Consider the following 16,718-nt stretch of genomic DNA (forward strand, 5'->3'; position numbering starts at 1 on the left):
GGCGGTTTTCCCGACCAGATCGCGCCCCGTCCGACTGTGCCGGGTGATGATCGCATGCCCACGCCGATCGTGTACGAGCCGGTCTCGAGCTCGTACATCGGTGGGATGCGGCCACCGATCCCGGAGGCCTCGCCCGCGAACATCCCCGCGCGAGCGGCAGTCGTGCTGATCGCGCTCGCGGCGATCGGCGGCGTGGCGGTGGTCGTGTGGCTGGCGAGCCGCGATCAGACGATTGCGGGCATGGTGAGCCTGGTCAGCGTGGCGCTCGCGGCCGGTGCGTTCTTCCTCGCGATCGGCGGACTCATCGTCTCCCGGCAGCGGGGGACGGGCCGGGTCATGTCACTGGTCGCTCTTGCGGTGTCGGTGGTGCTCGTGGCGTGGCTCGTCTTCGTCGCGACCGATTTGGCGCTCGCGATTCTGGCCTGACGCGTGTGTGCGACGGGGCGATTCTGGCCTGAGGTGCTCCCGGCTGGCCTGACGCGGTTGCAGGCCCGGCCTGACGCGGTCTGCGCTTTGGTGCGATCCGGGCATCCTGGTATCAACCCGGGCACTCCGGTGCGACGTTGACACCCCGGTGACCGCGGCGCCGGCGAGGTCCGGGCGCCCGGCGTGATCCGGTTGCGGTCTGCGCAGGCCGATGGGTGGTGTCACCAGGGAGGTGGTTCCGCGGGCACGGTGTTGGCGGTAGGGGAGACCCACCACGTTGCTCCGGTCGCGTCGTCTCGGTAGAGCTTCCATCTGCTCTTCGACTTGAGAGCGTGGTGCCGTTCGCAGAGCGGCGCGAGGTTGGTGTCGACCGTGGCGCCGCCGTGTTGCCAGTCGAGTCGATGGTCGATGTCGCAGTCCCGGGCAGCGCGTGTGCAGCCGGGGCCGATGCAGACTACGTCGCGAACGCCGAGCCATCTTCGCAGCGCCTTCGGGACGCGGTAGGTGGTGCGGTCGACGTCGAGGACGGTGCCGCTGATCGGGTGCGTGAGGATCCGTACCCAGCTGGATGCCTCGCCGGCGAGCCGACCGGCGGTCTCGGTATCGATGGGGCCGTATCCGTCGAGGGTGGCGGGTTCGTCGTCGAGACCGAGCAGCGTCATGACCGGCACGGTGATCGCGACCGACGGGCGGGGCGCACGTGTGTCTGATCCGGCGAGCGTCGCGGTCGTCATGAGGTCGAGAAGGGTGTCGGCGCGCAGCTGGGCGAGGGTGCGCTCCTCACCCGGCTGAACTCGCTGGTGGCGCGCGCGGGCGTCAGCGCGATCGTACGCGGCGAGCACTCGATCGGCAGGGCCGAGCACCGAGAGCGTCGCCATGCCGTCGTGCTCGGCCTCGAACCACGCGTTGCGATCCTCTGCCGCGCGGTGGTGGCGTACCTCGAGAGACTCGGGGTGGACTCGTTCGCGGGCGACGCGGGCGCGCAGCCGGAACTTGCCGGGCGGCAGCTGCTGCGCCGCCGTGGCGACGGCGTCGTCGAACCGCTCCCAGGCTTCGACGGCGTCATCGGGGAGCGATGCCGCCAGCTGCGCCGCGGCAGCGGCGTTCTGCGGTGCTACGCGCCCGGCGCGGAACGCGTCCCAGATCCGAGGGCACCGCTCGCGCAGCGTGTCGGCGTGTGCGGCACGGGTGCGGACGGCGGTCTCCGACATCCCCAACCGCGTCGCGACATCGAGTGCTGCCGCCCGCACGGCGATGTTGCGGCGCTCCGCACGCACCGCCGCGACCGAGCGACCCTGCGGGTCCCGCCAGTCCGGGTCGTGTGTCGGATCTGCCCCGACCCACGGGTCGGGGCAGGCCGCGGCATCCGTCAGAATCATCGCGATGGCGGCGTATTCGTCAGCGATCAGCACACGGGCACGGACACTCAGGCCCTCGAGCGCGGTGACCGCCGCGGTGTGGGCCTCGCCACTCGCGTAGAGCGCCGCGACGGCGACATCGGGGGGAGTCAGCGCCGGATCATCAGGATCGTCGGGCGCCCAGAACCAGTCGTCGACAGCGTCAGCGCGCCACTCGAGATCGTCGACGGCGTTCGCTGAAATGCTCACATAAAGAGCATACCAAGGTGCACGCAGAATAGAAACTATGTTCGAAATTTTACGCCGCAAAATACTCGTTGCTGCAGCCGTTGCACCTCCCACGCCGCGCTTGTTGCGCCGACCCTCACGATCATCCAGGCGATCCGGATTGAGCTGTCGACGAGCGCCAACACGACCCCGCGCTTGCGCGTCGGGCGCCGCACGGCGGTGACGGTGCCGACGATCGCGAGCAGGAACTCTGCGATTGTCATGAGCGATCCGTTCACCGACAGCGTGCCTGAAGCAGGACGAGTACTGGCATCACGGTGGGCGCGATACTGAAGGGGGCGGGTATGCGTCTTGAGGAAGTCCTGAGGCAACACTGCATGCGCTCGCGTTGACATGAAGGGGTTGGGTCTGACAGCGTCGACCGCGGGAGGGGATTCGCGTTTGGGCGCGTGTCTCGAACCCAGCTCTGACAGAGTCTGGGAGTTCGTTACTGGGGTTACATGTGAACCGGTACTTGCTGTGCTGTGCCGGCCGGTCGGAGCTGACCAATCAATTCACACACTGGGGAGACACTGCGCCATGCGTGCAACTATCAAGAACTACATCGAGGCGGCAAACCGCCGTCGCGAAGAAGAGGGCGAAGAGGGCTTCTCGCTCATCGAGCTCATCATCGTCGTCGTGATCCTCGGCATCCTGGTCGCGGTCGCCATTCCGATTTTCAGCAACATCCAGGCGACAGCTCAGCAGAATGCGGTCGACGCCGCTGCGGCGGACGCAGCGGTGGCGGTTGCAGCCGCGCTTGCCGACAGCAGCACCACCACGACACCGGCGACCGCAATCGCGCCTTACACCGGGGGCGACATCACCGTTGCCTTCAAGAGCGGTACCGCGCCGACCACGATTGACGGCGTCTGCATGACTTCGTCCGGCTACAGCAAGACGGGACAGTCCGGCCCCGGTTGCTGACGCGCATCGCGTCACCAGGGTCAGGGGCAAAGCCCTGGCCCTGGTGGCATCATTAGCCTTGGGGATTCTGCCACTGGGGAGGTGAGCAGTGAGGGGAACGCGTTCGTCTGACGAAGGCCTCGGCATCGTTGAGATCGTTATCGGCATGTTCTTGCTGGCGATTATCGCGGTCGCGATCCTTCCGGCGCTCTGGCAGGGGATCCAGCACTCGACACGGCAGTCAGCCACAGCTACCGCAACGCGTGAACTCAACTCGCTTGTCGAAGAGGTCCGCGAGAATCCGACATGCGGTCAGATCGCCGCCGCGACTACATCTCACACGTTCACGGACGGTGGCAGTCGGGCTCTCACTAGCAGCGGCACGTCGTCTACGTGCCCGGCCAGCTCGAAGAAAGTAACGGTTGCTCTGACGGTGGTCGACTCCTCCGGGACAACCTTGGCGAATGTTGAAGCGATCGTGTACGTGCCATGACGCGTGAACAGAAAGTCCACGTTGAAAAGGCGGACTCCGGGCTCTCTCTGATCGAACTGATCGTGTACGTCTTGCTCGCCAGTGTTCTTCTCGGAGCAATGGCACTGATCCTCGTGAATTCCTGGCGCACTCAGGAAGACGTAACCAGCGTCTCGGGGGCGACGAATCGCGGTCAGGTGATGGGCTCAGCATTGGAGCGGGCGATGCGCAATGCTCTCGACTTCGACGTCGACAACACCGGGACAGTGCTCCGAGTGCGAACCTCGCTCACGGGGCCACACGCTTGCCAGGGCTTTCTACTTACCGACGATGAAGCACGCATTGCCATGTCGTCGGGGGCTCTCCCTGCCAACACGAACGACTGGGCCGACTGGGAGTCAGATGTGGTGCAGAACGGCACGTCGCCGTTCTTCGTTGAGAACGGGGACACAGTGGTCTACACCTTCGATATTGAGACCGACTCTGCTCCTGTCCGCTTCTCCGGCGAAGCAGCGGCAAGGTCGGTCGCGACGGGAACGAGTTCGCCATGTTGGTAATCGATCGGCTGTTCATGCGCGTGCGTCGAGAAGACGACGGTGCGGTCCTCGTCACGGTGGTCGTGGTGATGCTGGTCGGTTTCATCGTGGCCAGCATCATCGCGGCCTCAGTCCTGTTCACGATCCGCGCGAACGCCACCAACAAGGGTCAGACGCAGGCATTCATCGCCGCGGAGTCCGGACGCGATGTGGCAGTGGCCAGCATGTCGGCGTGCTCGACGACCCATTTCACAGGCACTGACCCGACGTACGACACTCGCGTGTACTTCTCCGACATCGATGGAGTGCAGCCGACCACGTCGAACGGGCTCACGGAGGGCTGCCCGACATCCGCGACCGACTACATCGTCGTAAAGTCGACGGGAACCGGCCCCCATAACTCCACGGTGACGATCGACTCGGTGTACCCCTGGCAAGTGACGTATTCGCAGCAGCCCGGCGGCGTTGTCACCTACTTCTCCGGCGGGTTCACTGCCGGCGTCTCGCACTACACGGGGGATCTCGTACTGCGCGACGGCACGTACCGGTGCAACAACTCTGCGACCCTCACCGGAGACCTGTACGTGCTGTCGGGCGACGTTGAATTCAGTACGACGTGCCGCGTCGAGGGCGACATTTGGGCAAGTGGTCACGTGACAAACGGCAGCCAGGCGGCGACCGTCACAGGCTCAATCACCACGAACAGCTACGTGACTCTCAGCTCGAACGGCGCGACGTCCGTTGGTAAGGACATCAACGCCGTCGGTGTCGTGCATCTGGACAATCAGGGGAACGATCACGCAACGGTCGGCGGCAATATCACTAGCGCCAACACGATCGATGTCGAATCGAACTGGACAGTGAACGGCACGGGCGTGCCGAACACGCAGACGATTCCTGGATTCACGCCGACCTTCGATCCCACACTCGCCTGGCTCAAGTCGGCGACCAAATGGATCGATCTCAGCAATGCGTCCAATTGGGGAACCACATACCCGGGTGCATGCGACCTGTTGAAGAACAATCCGCCGACCACCATCGCAGCATTGCTGGCGACGGCGGGAAACAAACTCGTACTCGATTTCACGAGTTGTTCGTCGAAGAACGGGAACGGTCAGGAAGCTGTCGACGTAGACCTGAAGAACGTGAACCTCGCTCGCGACGCTGTGATCATCGTGAAGCCCTCGGCCAGCATGAACGTCAACCTGGATGGCGTCTTGGACGCCGGGGGAAGCACCAAGCAATTGCTCTTCGTCCACTCAGACGCGTCGACTGCCTACGTGAATGGTGAGCCGTCGCCGACTTGTGGCAATGGCAGCCAGAAAGACTCGTTCGACGTCAGCGGGACACAAACAGGCGATGTTCGGATCATGGTGTACTCGCCGTGCGGACTGACCGGGACCGTGACGTCATCGTTCAGCGGGCAGCTCTATACCAATGACAGCACGAATCTGCATTCGTCAGGACCGCTCACCACGGCGTACACCTGTAAGGACATGTCATGGTCGCCAGCATTCGACCAGCTCGGATGCAAGATCAAAGGCCCGGGAGGTGCCGGCCAGGCAACGATGGTCCAGCGGCTGGGTCAACTCGTCTTCCAGACAGAGCGTTAGCCGATGAACGAACTCACGATCTTCATCGTCGTCGTCGCAGGACTCTTCGGCCTTCTCATCGGGTCGTTCCTCAACGTCGTCGCGTACCGCGTGCCGGCGCACATCTCGCTGACGCGCGAGAGCCGGTGCCCGCACTGTGACGCGCCAATCAAGCCGTGGCAGAACGTCCCCGTAATGTCTTGGGTCGCCCTGCGCGGAAAGTGCGCGAACTGCAAGGCGCCGATCTCGGCCCGCTACCCGATCGTCGAGGCCGTGACGGGCATCGCATTCGCGCTCATCACCTGGTGGGGGCTCGCCGTCTACGAGGGGCTCCTCGGTTCGACGCTGATGACGTATCTCGAGTCACCGGCGTGGGACGGCGTGGTCCTGCCCTCCGACGTGTGGGGTGCCGTGCTCGTCATCGTCGCGTTCCTGTACTTCGCGGCGATCTCGATCGTGCTGACCGTCATCGACCTCGACACGCATCGGTTGCCGAACAGCATCGTTCTGCCGAGCTACCTGGTGGCCGGCATCCTGTTCACCGTCTCGGCCTGGCTGACGGGCGACTGGGAGCTGCTGCTGCGCGCCGCGATCGGCATGGTCGTGCTCTACGTGTTCTACTTCCTGCTGCGGTCGGTGCGACGCGGCGGGATGGGCGGGGGAGACGTCAAGCTCGCCGGAGTCATCGGCATCTACCTCGGCTGGCTGGGCTGGGGAGCCCTGGCCGTGGGCGCGTTCGCCGCCTTCCTCTACGGGGGACTGTTCGGCATCGCACTGCTGCTGCTCCGGCGTGCCGGGCGCAAGACCGCCATCCCGTTCGGCCCGTGGATGATCCTCGGCGCCTGGACGGGAGTGTTCGCCGGCGAAGCCGTCGGACGGTGGTACGTGAATCTCTTCGTCGGTGCGTAAGCCCGACGGATCTTGGGGAAGGGAAGAACATGGCGAAGACGATCGTGGGGCTGGAGGTGACCGAAGAGAGCGTGCGCGCTGCGGAGCTCTCACTCGGTCGCAAACCCCAGCTCATCGCATACGGCGAAGTGCCGCTGCCGCCCGACGCTGCGAAGGACTCGGAGGTGCTCGACCCGGGCGCCGTCGCCGTCGCGCTCCGGCAGCTGTGGACCGGCGCGAAATTCAAGAGCAAGGATGCCGTGCTCGGCGTCGCCAGCCGCCGCATCCTGGTGCGCGAGTACACGACCCAGGCGATGCGGCCCGACCTGCTGCGCGAGGCCCTGCCCTACCAGGTGCAGGACCTGCTGCCGGTGCCCGCGAGTCAGGCGGTGCTCGACTTCTTCCCGCTCACCCAGAACGGCGACCAGGTATCGGGTCTGCTAGTGGCGGCCGTGTCGGACAGCATCGAGCAGATCATCTCGACCCTCGCGAAGGTCAAGGTGCGCGCCCAAGCCGTCGACCTGGCCGCCTTCGGACTCGCCCGCGCCACCGCCGCCCTGGCGGCACCGGACGAGACCGTGGCGACCGTCGGCATCGGCGACCACACCACGCAGGTCGTGATCTCGCGCGGCGGTGTGCCGCTTTTCGTGCGCCTGCTGCCCATCGACGTCGCGACTGCAGCGGCTCGCCGGCACAGCGCCGAGATCGTCGAACCGGCGCTCGAGCTCACCGCCGCGGGCGGAAACGGCCTCGGGACCACCGTTGCCGCGGGCCGTACGCGCGGGGCGATGCGCGCGGCCACGCCGCCGGGAGCATCCGACCTGGCGGCACGCGTGCGGAGCACGCTGGCCTTCTTCGGCAGCCGCGCGGGCGCCGCGCCGCTGACCCGGCTCTTCATCACAGGCGCTGGCGCCGCGGTCGAAGGCGTGATGGCGGCACTCACCGCCGCCATCGATACACCGATGACCATCGTGTCGGCTGGCGACGTCGTCTCGATCGTGACGCCGCCGCCCGCCGGCGACGTCTCGCTCAACCTCGTCGGCACCATCGGCATCGCACTCGGGGAGGCCGGCCGATGACCGCCATCCCCGCCCCGTTCGCGGGAGTGCCCCGTGTGAATCTGATGCCCCGTGGCGAGGTCGTGCGCCGCGAACGCGACAAGCTCGTACGCCTGTGGATCTGGCTCGTGCTCGGCGCCATCGTCGTCGCGCTCCTCATTATCGCCGGCGCGTTCGCGTTCAAGTTCCTCGCGGACCAGCGGCTCGCCGCTGAGCAGGCCGAGACCAACGCGCTGCTCGTCGAGATCTCATCGCTGTCGGAGGTCAGCCAGGCGCTCGCGACCGAGTCGGAACTCACCGACTATCGCACCGAGGCCATGGCGGCCGATCTCGCCTGGACGCCCGTGATCGCCAAGATCACCGGCATCCTGCCCGCCGACACCACCCTTACCGCCTTCGACTTCGGCGTGGGTGGCGCGGCGCAGGGCGACGATCCGACCGCCGAGCAGGGCGTCGTCGGCACCGTCACGATCGACAGCCCCACCCCGCTCGACATCGTCGCCATCATCCGCTCACTCCGCGGGGTCGAGGGCGTGCTGTACGCCGACGGCCAGTCCATCACCTCGAGCCCGGTGTCGGAGGGGCGCTACGCGTACCTGCTCGACGTCGAGTTCGACCAGACCGTGTACTCCAATCAGTACGTGGCCGAAGAAGGGAGCGAGTGATGCCCAAGCAGCTCGTCACCGCGCTCGGACTCATCGTCTCGCTCGGCGTCATCGCCCTCGGCGTGTTCCTCGTCGCCATGCCACTGTACTTCCAGGCAGTCGGCGTCGACGGGCAGACCGCCACCGTCGCGAGCACCAACGCGATTTACCAGGCCCAGGTCGACCACCTCACCGAGGAAGAGGAGAACCTCGACGAGATCAACGCGGAGGTCGGCGAGCTTCGTTCTCAGATTCCCGCCACCGCCCAGCTCGACGACGTCTTCGAAGTCGTCGGACGCGCGGCCGAGGCATCTGGAGTCTCCCTCACCGCGGTCACCGCCGGCGAGCAGGTGCTGTTCACGACCCGCACCGGCCCGATCGACGCAGGCGCAGCCGCCGTGGCACCGGCCCCCGCACCCGAGCCGACGCCGTCGGCGACGGAGGGTGCGACCGACACCACGACCGGAGCGACGGCGGATGCCGCGGCCTCCGGCGGAATTGCGGCCGCGGCAGGACGCCAGCAGGTCGACTTCGTGATCAGCGCCAGCGCGACTGACCTGACGCAGGCCACCGCGTTCCTCGATGCGCTGCGCGCAGGACCACGCCTGCTCAACAGCATCACGGCGACCACGACGCAGAGCGGTGAGGGCACATTCGACGTGCAGATCACCGCCCTGACCTTCATGGACGCGGAAGGGTGACGGCCATGGACGAGCTGGACTTCGAGACGCTTCTGGCGCGTGGCGCGCGCTACCGGGCCTCCGATGTGCACATCACCGCGGGAGCGCCGCCGCTGCTGCGCGTGGATGGCGATCTGGTGCCGGTGCCCGGCTATCCAGGGGTGGTGTCGGAAGAGTGGGTCGAGCGCACCGCATTCGCCCTCATGAGCGAGGGGCAGAAGCGGGAGTTCCTCGAGCACGGCGAGGTCGACCTCGCCCACGCGACGGCGGGCATCGGTCGCTTCCGTACGAACGTGTATCGGCAGCTCGGGTCGATCGCGATCGCGCTGCGGTACATCCCCGATCGCGTCTACACGCTCGAAGAGCTCGGTGCTCCGGCGATCGCCCGGGACCTCGCTCTGCGCCCCCGCGGACTCGTGCTCCTGACCGGGCCGACAGGTTCGGGCAAATCGACCACCCTCACGGCCATGGTCGATATCGTCAATCAGCTGGTGGCGGCGCACATCATCACGATCGAAGACCCGATCGAGTTCCATCACCAGTCCAGGCGCGCACTGATCCACCAGCGCGAGGTCGGTCGCGACACCAACTCGTTCGCCGAAGCGCTGCGGCGCGTGCTGCGCCAGGATCCCGACGTGATCCTCATCGGCGAACTGCGCGACCCCGAGTCCATCTCGACGGCTCTGTCGGCTGCCGAGACCGGACACCTCGTGCTTTCGACGCTGCACACGCAGGGCGCGGCGAAGAGCATCAATCGCATCATCGATGTGTTCCCGGCCGACCAGCAGCACCAGATCCGCACGCAGCTGGGTGACACGCTGCAGGGCATCATCAGCCAGACGCTGCTGCCGCTCGCGCAGGTGAACGGGCGCACGATCGCCACCGAGGTGCTCATCAACACGCCCGCGGTGGCCAACATGATTCGCGAGGGCCAGGTGGCGCAGATCTACTCGGCAATGCAGGCCGGGTCGGAGGTCGGCATGCACACGCTCGACCAGGATCTCCGTCGCCTCGTCGCCGACGGCACCATCGCGCGCAACGTGGCGATGGACTTCGCGGTCGACCCGAAGAGCCTCGACGGCGTGTACATCAAGCCGCGCGACCTCGATGCCGAGGAGTGGGCGCACCACGCCGGCGAATGGCGGCAGGCGGATGCCGCGGCATCCGTCCCCGCCAACGCTGCGGCAGGAACTGGCGTCGGCATGGGCTCGCGCTTCGGCTCGCCCACGGTCGGCGGCCGCGTCGATCCGACCGCGCGCGACGTCGACTGGACCGGCGCCGACGACGATACGTATCTGAACGACGCCGACTCGTGGGCTGAGCTCGGCCTGCCCACGCCCGAGAAGGGGGTCTGACATGGCCGTCGTACAGGAGTTCGTCTACCGAGCTGTCGACTCGCGCGGCGGATCGGTCGTGAAGGGCACCATCGAGGCGGCGAGCGAATCCGCCGTTACCGGAAAGCTCAAGGCGCAGGGGCTCACACCGCTCGAGGTCACCCTCAAGTCCAACACCGGGCTCAGTCGCGAGATCAAGCTGCCCGGAGCCACCAAGACCGTCTCCGCCCGCACTCTCGCGGTGTTCTCGCGGCAGATGGCCGGTCTCATCAACGCGGGCCTGCCGCTCATGCGGACGCTCTCGATCCTCATCGAGCAGACCGACGACAAGCGCCTGCAGCCCGCGCTCATGCAAGTGCAGGCCGATGTCGAGTCGGGTTCATCGTTCTCGGCGGCGCTCGCGCGACACCCGCAGACGTTCCCGCCGCTGATGCTCAGCATCGTGAAGGTCGGCGAGGCCGGTGGCTTCCTCGGCAGCGCTCTCGGCTCGATCGCAGACAATTATCAGCGGGACGCCGAACTGCAGAACAAGATCCGCGCTGCCGTCACGTACCCCGCGATCGTCCTCGCGATCGCGATCATCGGCGTGCTCGTTATGGTGACGTTCGTCGTGCCGATCTTCCAGGACATGTTCGAGGGGCTCGGCAGTTCGCTACCGCTGCCGACGCAAATCCTCGTCGCCATCTCGAACAACATGTGGTGGATCATTCCTTCCATCGTGCTGGTGGTCATCGTCGCGGTGATCTGGTGGCGTGCGAACCGGCACACTCTGCAGTATCGGAAAGTCGTCGACCCGATCAAGCTGAAGATGCCGGTCTTCGGCAAGCTCACCACGAAGATCGCGGTGGCGCGGTTCGCCCGCAACCTGTCGATGATGCTGAACGCCGGTGTGCCGATCATCCAGGCGCTCTCGATCGTCGGCCAGGCGTCGAACAACTGGAAGATCGAGGAGGCCGTGCGCGACGTGCAGGAGTCGATCCGTCAGGGTCGCTCGTTCGCCGCACCGCTCGCGAAGGCCGAGGTCTTTCCGGCGATGGTGCCGCAGATGGTCTCGGTCGGCGAGGAGTCGGGCACACTCGTCGACATGCTCTCGTCGATCGCCGACTTCTACGAGGACGAGGTCGAGACCGCCACCGCGCAGCTGTCGTCGACCATCGAGCCGATCCTCATCGTCGGTCTCGGCATCGTGATCGGCGGCATGGTGATCTCGCTCTACCTGCCGATCTTCACGCTGTACGGGGAGCTCGCCAAGCAGTAGGAGCGCGCTTCGTCTCGCTCGTTCCTCGCTCGCTCGGCGACCGGGGTGGGGCGCTTCGTATCGCTCGTTCCTCGCTCGCTCAGTGACCGGGTGGTGGGGTGCGCCGCGTCTCGCTCGTTCCTCGCTCGCCCCGCGACCGGGGTGGGGCGCTTCGTCTCGCTCGTTCCTCGCTCGCTCAGTGACCGGGTGGTGGGGCGCGCTTCGTCTCGCTCGTTCCTCGCTCGCTCAGCGACCGGGGGCTTGGGCAGTGGCGCGCTTCGACGGCGAGGAAGAGTTGCCGGTCGTTGAGCGAGGGAGCGCCAGCGACCGAGACGAAACGCGCCGGGCCGCTCGGATGCGCCGGGAGCGCGGCGTGCGCCTCACACGGTGACCCGAAGCACCTCTTCGATCGTCGTCAGGCCCTGTGCGACCTTCGACCAGCCGTCCTCGCGCAGCGAGATCATCCCCTGCTCCAGGGCGACCTGACGGATCTCGCTGCCCGTCGCGCGGGTCACGACGAGCGTCTCGATCTCGTCGCTCAGCGTCATGATCTCGTGCAGCGCGACGCGGCCGCGGTAGCCGGTGTTCGAGCACGCGGGGCACCCGGCTGCCCTGTAAAGCTGCGGCGGATCGGCCGGGTCATGCGGGAAGCCGAGCGCGGTCAGCACATCGCTCGTCTCGACGAGCGGCTCGCGGCATCGCATGCACAGCCGGCGCGAGAGGCGCTGCGCGATGACCGCCGACAGTGCCGTGGCGACGAGGAACGGCTCGCAACCGAGCTCGGTCAGGCGGGTCAGCGCGGAAGGCGCGTCGTTGGTGTGCAGCGTCGACAGCACGAGGTGACCGGTGAGGGCCGCCTCGATGGAGATGTTCGCGGTCTCGAAGTCGCGGATCTCACCGACGAGCACGACGTCGGGGTCGGAACGGAGGATCGACCGCAGCGCCGTCGAGAACGTCAGGCCGGCGCGGTTGTTTACCTGCACCTGGTTGATGCCCGCGATGCGGTACTCCACCGGGTCTTCGACGGTGATGACGTTGATCTTGGGGTTCGCGATCGCACGCAGCGCCGTGTACAGGCTGGTCGACTTTCCGGAGCCGGTCGGCCCGGTCGCGAGGATCATGCCGTGCGGCTTGGTGATCGCCTCGCGGAACCGCTTCTCGTTGGTGCTCGAGAACAGCAGGTCGCGCATCGTCATGACCTGGCCGGTGTTGTCGAGGATGCGCATCACGATCTTCTCGCCCCACACGGTGGGCAGCGTCGCGACGCGGAGGTCGACGGAGCGGTTCTCGTGCGTGACCGAGAGGCGGCCGTCCTGCGGCTTGCGCTTCTCGGCGATGTCGATCGACGACATGATCTTCAGGCGCGAGATGATGCCGTCCTGAATGGCGCGGTCGGCCTTCTGCATCTCGTGCAGCACGCCATCGATGCGGAACCGCACGGTGAGCTGCTTCTCACCCGGCTCGACGTGGATGTCGCTCGCACGGTCGTTGATCGCCTGCGCGATCAGCAGGTTCACGAAGCGGACGATGGGGGCGTCGTTGTCCTGCTCCTCGAGCGTCTCGGTGAACGCCGCCTGGTTCGACTCGCTCGACTCCTCGATCGTCATCGACAGTTCGCTGAGCTCTTCGTCGGAGCGCAGGAACCGTTCGAACATCTGCGTCAAGGCGTCTTCGGCGACGACGACCGGCTCGACGAACAGGTCGGTGATGCTCGCGACGTCATCGAGCGCGACGATGTCGGTCGGATCGAGCACGCCCACGGTCAGCCGTTCGCCCCGAAGGTCGACCGGGATGAGGCCGTACTTGCGGCAGAGGTTGCCCGGCACGAGCGCGACGACGTTCGGATCGAGCGGCATGCTCGCGAGGTCGACGTAGCGATGACCGGTGTGCAGGGCTATCGCCTCGGCGACCTGCCCCTCGGTCACCAGCTTCGAGCTCACCAGCAAGCGCTGCAGCTCGGGCCCGTCGGCGCCCCCCGCTTGCGCGATCGCGGCTGACATGTCGGCGGCTCGTACGGCTCCGGTGAGCACGAGCGTCTGTGCAAGACCTCTCACGGTGATTCCCCTTATCCCCACTGGACATACTATGTGCCGCGCGTCAAGCCTGGGCAGGGGTGCTGCACGCAGTCGGTAGGGTGGCGCCATGGCGGACCTGATCGCGAAGCTGACGGCCTGGGCGCTGTCGCTGCGGCTCGTGCGGGTGTGGCTGCACTACGCCGAGCGGCGCGGCCCGATGCTCTCCGACAGCATCACCTATCGTTCCCTCTTCTCCGTATTCGCGGGCGTGCTGCTCGGCTTCTCGTTCGCGGCCATCTGGCTGAGCGACAACCCCGCGGCCTGGAAGTCGCTGGTGGATGCGGTGGATGCCGCGATCCCGGGGCTCGTCGGCAAGGGTGGGATCGTCGATGTCTCCGACATCCAGGCACCCGCAGGATTCACCGTCGCCGGGATCATCGCGCTCGTCGCCCTCGTCGGCGCGGCGATCGGCGCGATCGGATCGCTGCGCGTGGCCATCCGCACCCTGGCCGACCGGGTGCACGACGACGTCTTCTTCGTCTGGGTGCTGCTGCGCAACCTGCTGCTCGCCATCGCGATCGGCGGCGGCTTCGTGCTCTCCGCCGGCGCGACGTTCGTGGGCACCTCGTTCATCGGCGCGGTGCTCGACTGGGCGGGGATCACGCAAGACGACTTCGCGAAGATCGCGACGCGGAGCGTCTCGATCGTCGTCGTGTTCGTGCTCGACATGGCCGTGGTCGCGCTCGCGTTCGTCAGCCTGAGCGGCGTGCGCGCGCGTCCGCGCGCGCTGTGGTCGGGGGCCTTTCTCGGCGCGGTCGGACTCACCGTCCTCCAGCAGCTGTCGGGACTCTTCGTCGCCGGCGCCGGCTCGAACCCCCTCCTCACCACCTTCGCCAGCCTGATCGCCCTGCTGCTGTGGCTGAACCTGTCGGCCCAGGTGATCCTTCTCGCATCGACCTGGATCATCGTCAGCGAGCGCGAGCACGTCGACCGCGTCCGCGAGCGGTTCGGCTCGCCGACGTTCGTGCTGCGGCGGGTGCGGCAGGCGGAGGATGCCGTGCGCGTCGCTACCGAGGAGCTCGCGCACGCGCGCGCCGACGCCGACCGCGAGCGCCTCGCCGCGCAGAAGAAACAGGCGGACGGGAAGAAGGTGGACGAGCCGGCGGAACAGGAGCCCGTCGGGGCCGGAAAAGAGCAGTCGTGAGCCAGAAGGTGCCGACCTATACGGCCGAGCAGGTCCGTGCGGCCGAACGTCCGCTCCTCGACGCCGGCACGCCGCTCATGCGCCGCGCCGCAGGTGCCCTCGCCGATGTCATCCGCGCCGAGCTGTCATCGTCTGAGACCGCGACCACCATGACCGGCGCACTGGAGCCGGTGGCCCTCGACAACCCCGACACGCCGCGCCCGCGCGTGCTCGTGCTCGTGGGCAGCGGCGACAACGGTGGCGACGCCCTCTACGCCGCCGCCCAGGTCGCCGCTGTCGCCGATGTCGACGCGCTGCTCGTCGCCGACCGCTTCCACGAAGCAGCGCTGGCTGCCGCCGTCGGCGCGGGCGTACGGAGGGTCGACCTCGCGGAAGTCGGCGACACGGCCCACCGTTACGGCCTGATCGTCGACGGCATCCTCGGCATCGGCGCCTCGCGCGACCCAGCGCTACGCGGCACCGCGCGGCAGGCGGTCACCGCGCTCGTCTCGACCATCTCGGGCGACGGGAGCAGGCCGCGGGTCGTTGCCGTCGACATCCCGAGCGGCCTGCAGCCCGACACCGGAGTCGCGGATGCCGCCGTGCTCCCGGCATCCGTCACCGTCACGTTCGGCGCCGTCAAAGCAGGGCTCGTCGCCGGGCGCGGCCCGGAGGTCACCGGCGAGATCGTGCTCGTCGACATCGGGCTCGGCGCAGCGCTGGAGGCGGTCGAACCCGCGGGCGAGGCATCCGTGTCGCGCGTCGTGGCGGCTCAGACGGACTGACGAAACCGGCGGACCGCCGGCAGAGCCGCCAGAGCCTCAGTCGTCGGAGTCGTCCTGCCCGCGCCCGTTGTTGCCCGGGAAGTCGGGTGAGTCCTTGTCGTGCCCGAAAGCGTTGCCGCGACCGTTGTCACCGGGCCCGTCATCGCCGCCCGAGGCGTCGTCGCCGTTGCCGCGACCGTTGTTCCCCGGGAAGCCGGGGGAGTCCTTGTCGTGCCCGAAGGCGTTGCCGTTGCCGCCGCCGTTGATCCCGCCCCCGTGGTCGCCGTTGTTGCCCGGGAAGCCGGGGGAGTCCTTGTCATGCCCGAACGCATTGCCCCTGCCGTTCTCGCCGGGGCCGTCATCGGGCGCCACCGCGAACGTCGCAGGAATCAGATGGGGGAGCGGAGCTCCGGTCGCGACGCTCGGCACCAGGATCGCCGCAGCCACGACGATGGCGATCGCAGCGCCCGTGAGGAGCAGCTTCTTCGAACCCATGACGCACCTCGGTTTCGGGCGGCGGAGGCAGCCGGTGCGGGGAGCGTACCACCGCCGACGCGCGGTGCGAAGGGCCTCGGCTCAGCGCCCGTAGCGCGTGACGAACGTGCGCAGCATGCGGCTCGGATGCGAGACCGCCGCGCGCCGCACCGCAGCGAGGGTGAGCTCGAGCTCGTCGGCGGCGAAGTACCCGTAATCGGCGTACGCGTGGATGCGCGTGGTGATGCCCTCGACGTCGAGCTCGGGGTGGAACTGCGTCGCGTACACGTTCTCGCCGACCCGGAACATCTGCACGGGGCAGCCCGGCGACGACGCCAGCAGCGTCGCCGACGCGGGCAGCTGCGAGATCGCCTCCTTGTGTCCGACGAACGCATCGAAGGTCGCCGGCATCCCCTCGAGCAGCGGATCGGATGCCCCCGCCTCGGTGATGGTCACCGGCACGACGCTGATCGGCTCGGGATAGGTGCGGTCGATCACCGCGTGCTGGTGCGCGCCGAGCGTGCCGATGCCGTAGCAGGCGCCGAGGAACGGGAAGTCGCGGTCCACGACCTCGTCGAGCAGGCTCGCGAACTCCGCCTCCACGCGCCGCTGCACCGTCGACTTCTTCTCGAGCGGATCGGACGCGTTGAACGGTCCGCCGCCCACGAAGATGCCCGACAGCGCGTCGAGATCGAAGTGCGGCATCGGCTCCGCCTCGAGCCGCACCCGCACGAGCTCGTCGGGCGAGAGCCCGGTGTAGCGCAGGAACAGCGCATACTCCTCGTCGGCGGGCACGTCCTCGGCACGGGTCGCGAGGAGGACGAACGGCTTCACCGCACCAGCCTACGTGGGACGACGGATGCCCCGGACCCGCGCATCTGCGC

The 16,718-nt window shown here is 67.5% G+C and carries 17 protein-coding genes; 12 read left to right on the forward strand and 5 right to left on the reverse strand.

Annotated elements, in window-relative coordinates; translation table 11 throughout:
• The coding region (locus VIP82_RS15085) for a hypothetical protein (protein ID WP_331910025.1) at window positions 1-426 on the forward strand (426 nt) is incomplete at its 5' end.
• Between the two features lie 221 nt (window positions 427-647).
• Here VIP82_RS15085 and VIP82_RS15090 read toward each other — a convergent pair.
• Window positions 648-2,033, reverse strand: coding sequence for an HNH endonuclease signature motif containing protein (locus tag VIP82_RS15090; RefSeq protein ID WP_331910027.1), 1,386 nt, complete (start codon window positions 2,031-2,033; stop codon window positions 648-650).
• Window positions 2,034-2,068: 35 nt separating this feature from the next.
• On the reverse strand, window positions 2,069-2,275 hold the full coding sequence (locus VIP82_RS15095; protein ID WP_331879725.1) for a hypothetical protein: 207 nt from the start codon (window positions 2,273-2,275) through the stop codon (window positions 2,069-2,071).
• A gap of 316 nt (window positions 2,276-2,591) precedes the next feature.
• Between VIP82_RS15095 and VIP82_RS15100 the strand changes: the two genes are divergently transcribed.
• From VIP82_RS15100 to VIP82_RS15140, 9 genes are all read left to right on the forward strand, one after another.
• Window positions 2,592-2,978, forward strand: coding sequence for a pilus assembly FimT family protein (locus VIP82_RS15100; protein WP_331879724.1), 387 nt, complete (start codon window positions 2,592-2,594; stop codon window positions 2,976-2,978).
• A 468-nt stretch (window positions 2,979-3,446) separates the two neighbouring features.
• Entirely contained in the window at window positions 3,447-3,986 is a 540-nt protein-coding gene (locus VIP82_RS15105; RefSeq protein WP_331879723.1) for a PilW family protein, read from the forward strand.
• A complete protein-coding gene (locus VIP82_RS15110) occupies window positions 3,977-5,578 on the forward strand; it encodes a hypothetical protein (protein WP_331910030.1) in 1,602 nt (533 codons plus the stop codon). Before VIP82_RS15105 ends, VIP82_RS15110 begins: the two co-directional genes overlap by 10 nt.
• A 3-nt stretch (window positions 5,579-5,581) precedes the next feature.
• A complete protein-coding gene (locus VIP82_RS15115) occupies window positions 5,582-6,466 on the forward strand; it encodes a prepilin peptidase (protein WP_331910032.1) in 885 nt (294 codons plus the stop codon).
• Between the two features lie 29 nt (window positions 6,467-6,495).
• Entirely contained in the window at window positions 6,496-7,524 is a 1,029-nt protein-coding gene (pilM, locus tag VIP82_RS15120) for a type IV pilus biogenesis protein PilM (RefSeq protein ID WP_331910034.1), read from the forward strand.
• Window positions 7,521-8,168, forward strand: a complete 648-nt coding sequence (locus VIP82_RS15125) for a PilN family protein (RefSeq protein ID WP_331910036.1) — start codon at window positions 7,521-7,523, stop codon at window positions 8,166-8,168. Before pilM ends, VIP82_RS15125 begins: the two co-directional genes overlap by 4 nt.
• The gene (locus VIP82_RS15130) at window positions 8,168-8,848 is read left to right on the forward strand and encodes a hypothetical protein (protein ID WP_331910038.1); all 681 of its coding nucleotides are present in this window, start codon (window positions 8,168-8,170) and stop codon (window positions 8,846-8,848) included. The genes VIP82_RS15125 and VIP82_RS15130 overlap by 1 nt, the downstream gene beginning before the upstream one ends.
• A 5-nt stretch (window positions 8,849-8,853) precedes the next feature.
• A complete protein-coding gene (locus VIP82_RS15135; protein ID WP_331910040.1) occupies window positions 8,854-10,182 on the forward strand; it encodes a type IV pilus twitching motility protein PilT in 1,329 nt (442 codons plus the stop codon).
• Window position 10,183: 1 nt separating this feature from the next.
• The gene (locus VIP82_RS15140; protein ID WP_331910042.1) at window positions 10,184-11,419 is read left to right on the forward strand and encodes a type II secretion system F family protein; all 1,236 of its coding nucleotides are present in this window, start codon (window positions 10,184-10,186) and stop codon (window positions 11,417-11,419) included.
• Between the two features lie 359 nt (window positions 11,420-11,778).
• Here VIP82_RS15140 and VIP82_RS15145 read toward each other — a convergent pair whose 3' ends face one another.
• Window positions 11,779-13,452 carry a GspE/PulE family protein gene (locus VIP82_RS15145; protein WP_331910044.1) on the reverse strand — a complete coding sequence of 558 codons (1,674 nt, stop codon included), beginning with the start codon at window positions 13,450-13,452 and terminating at the stop codon, window positions 11,779-11,781.
• An 88-nt stretch (window positions 13,453-13,540) separates the two neighbouring features.
• Here VIP82_RS15145 and VIP82_RS15150 point away from each other — a divergent pair, with 88 nt between their 5' ends.
• Window positions 13,541-14,617, forward strand: a complete 1,077-nt coding sequence (locus tag VIP82_RS15150; RefSeq protein WP_331910046.1) for a YihY/virulence factor BrkB family protein — start codon at window positions 13,541-13,543, stop codon at window positions 14,615-14,617.
• The gene (locus tag VIP82_RS15155) at window positions 14,614-15,381 is read left to right on the forward strand and encodes an NAD(P)H-hydrate epimerase (RefSeq protein WP_331910048.1); all 768 of its coding nucleotides are present in this window, start codon (window positions 14,614-14,616) and stop codon (window positions 15,379-15,381) included. Before VIP82_RS15150 ends, VIP82_RS15155 begins: the two co-directional genes overlap by 4 nt.
• 36 nt (window positions 15,382-15,417) lie before the next feature.
• Here VIP82_RS15155 and VIP82_RS15160 read toward each other — a convergent pair whose 3' ends face one another.
• Both VIP82_RS15160 and VIP82_RS15165 read right to left on the reverse strand, forming a co-directional pair.
• Window positions 15,418-15,855, reverse strand: a complete 438-nt coding sequence (locus VIP82_RS15160; RefSeq protein WP_331910050.1) for a hypothetical protein — start codon at window positions 15,853-15,855, stop codon at window positions 15,418-15,420.
• Between the two features lie 81 nt (window positions 15,856-15,936).
• Window positions 15,937-16,668 carry a glutamine amidotransferase gene (locus VIP82_RS15165; protein WP_331910052.1) on the reverse strand — a complete coding sequence of 244 codons (732 nt, stop codon included), beginning with the start codon at window positions 16,666-16,668 and terminating at the stop codon, window positions 15,937-15,939.
• Window positions 16,669-16,718 lie beyond the last annotated feature (50 nt).

Source organism: Microbacterium sp. (assembly GCF_036566905.1).
Lineage (GTDB): Bacteria > Actinomycetota > Actinomycetes > Actinomycetales > Microbacteriaceae > Microbacterium.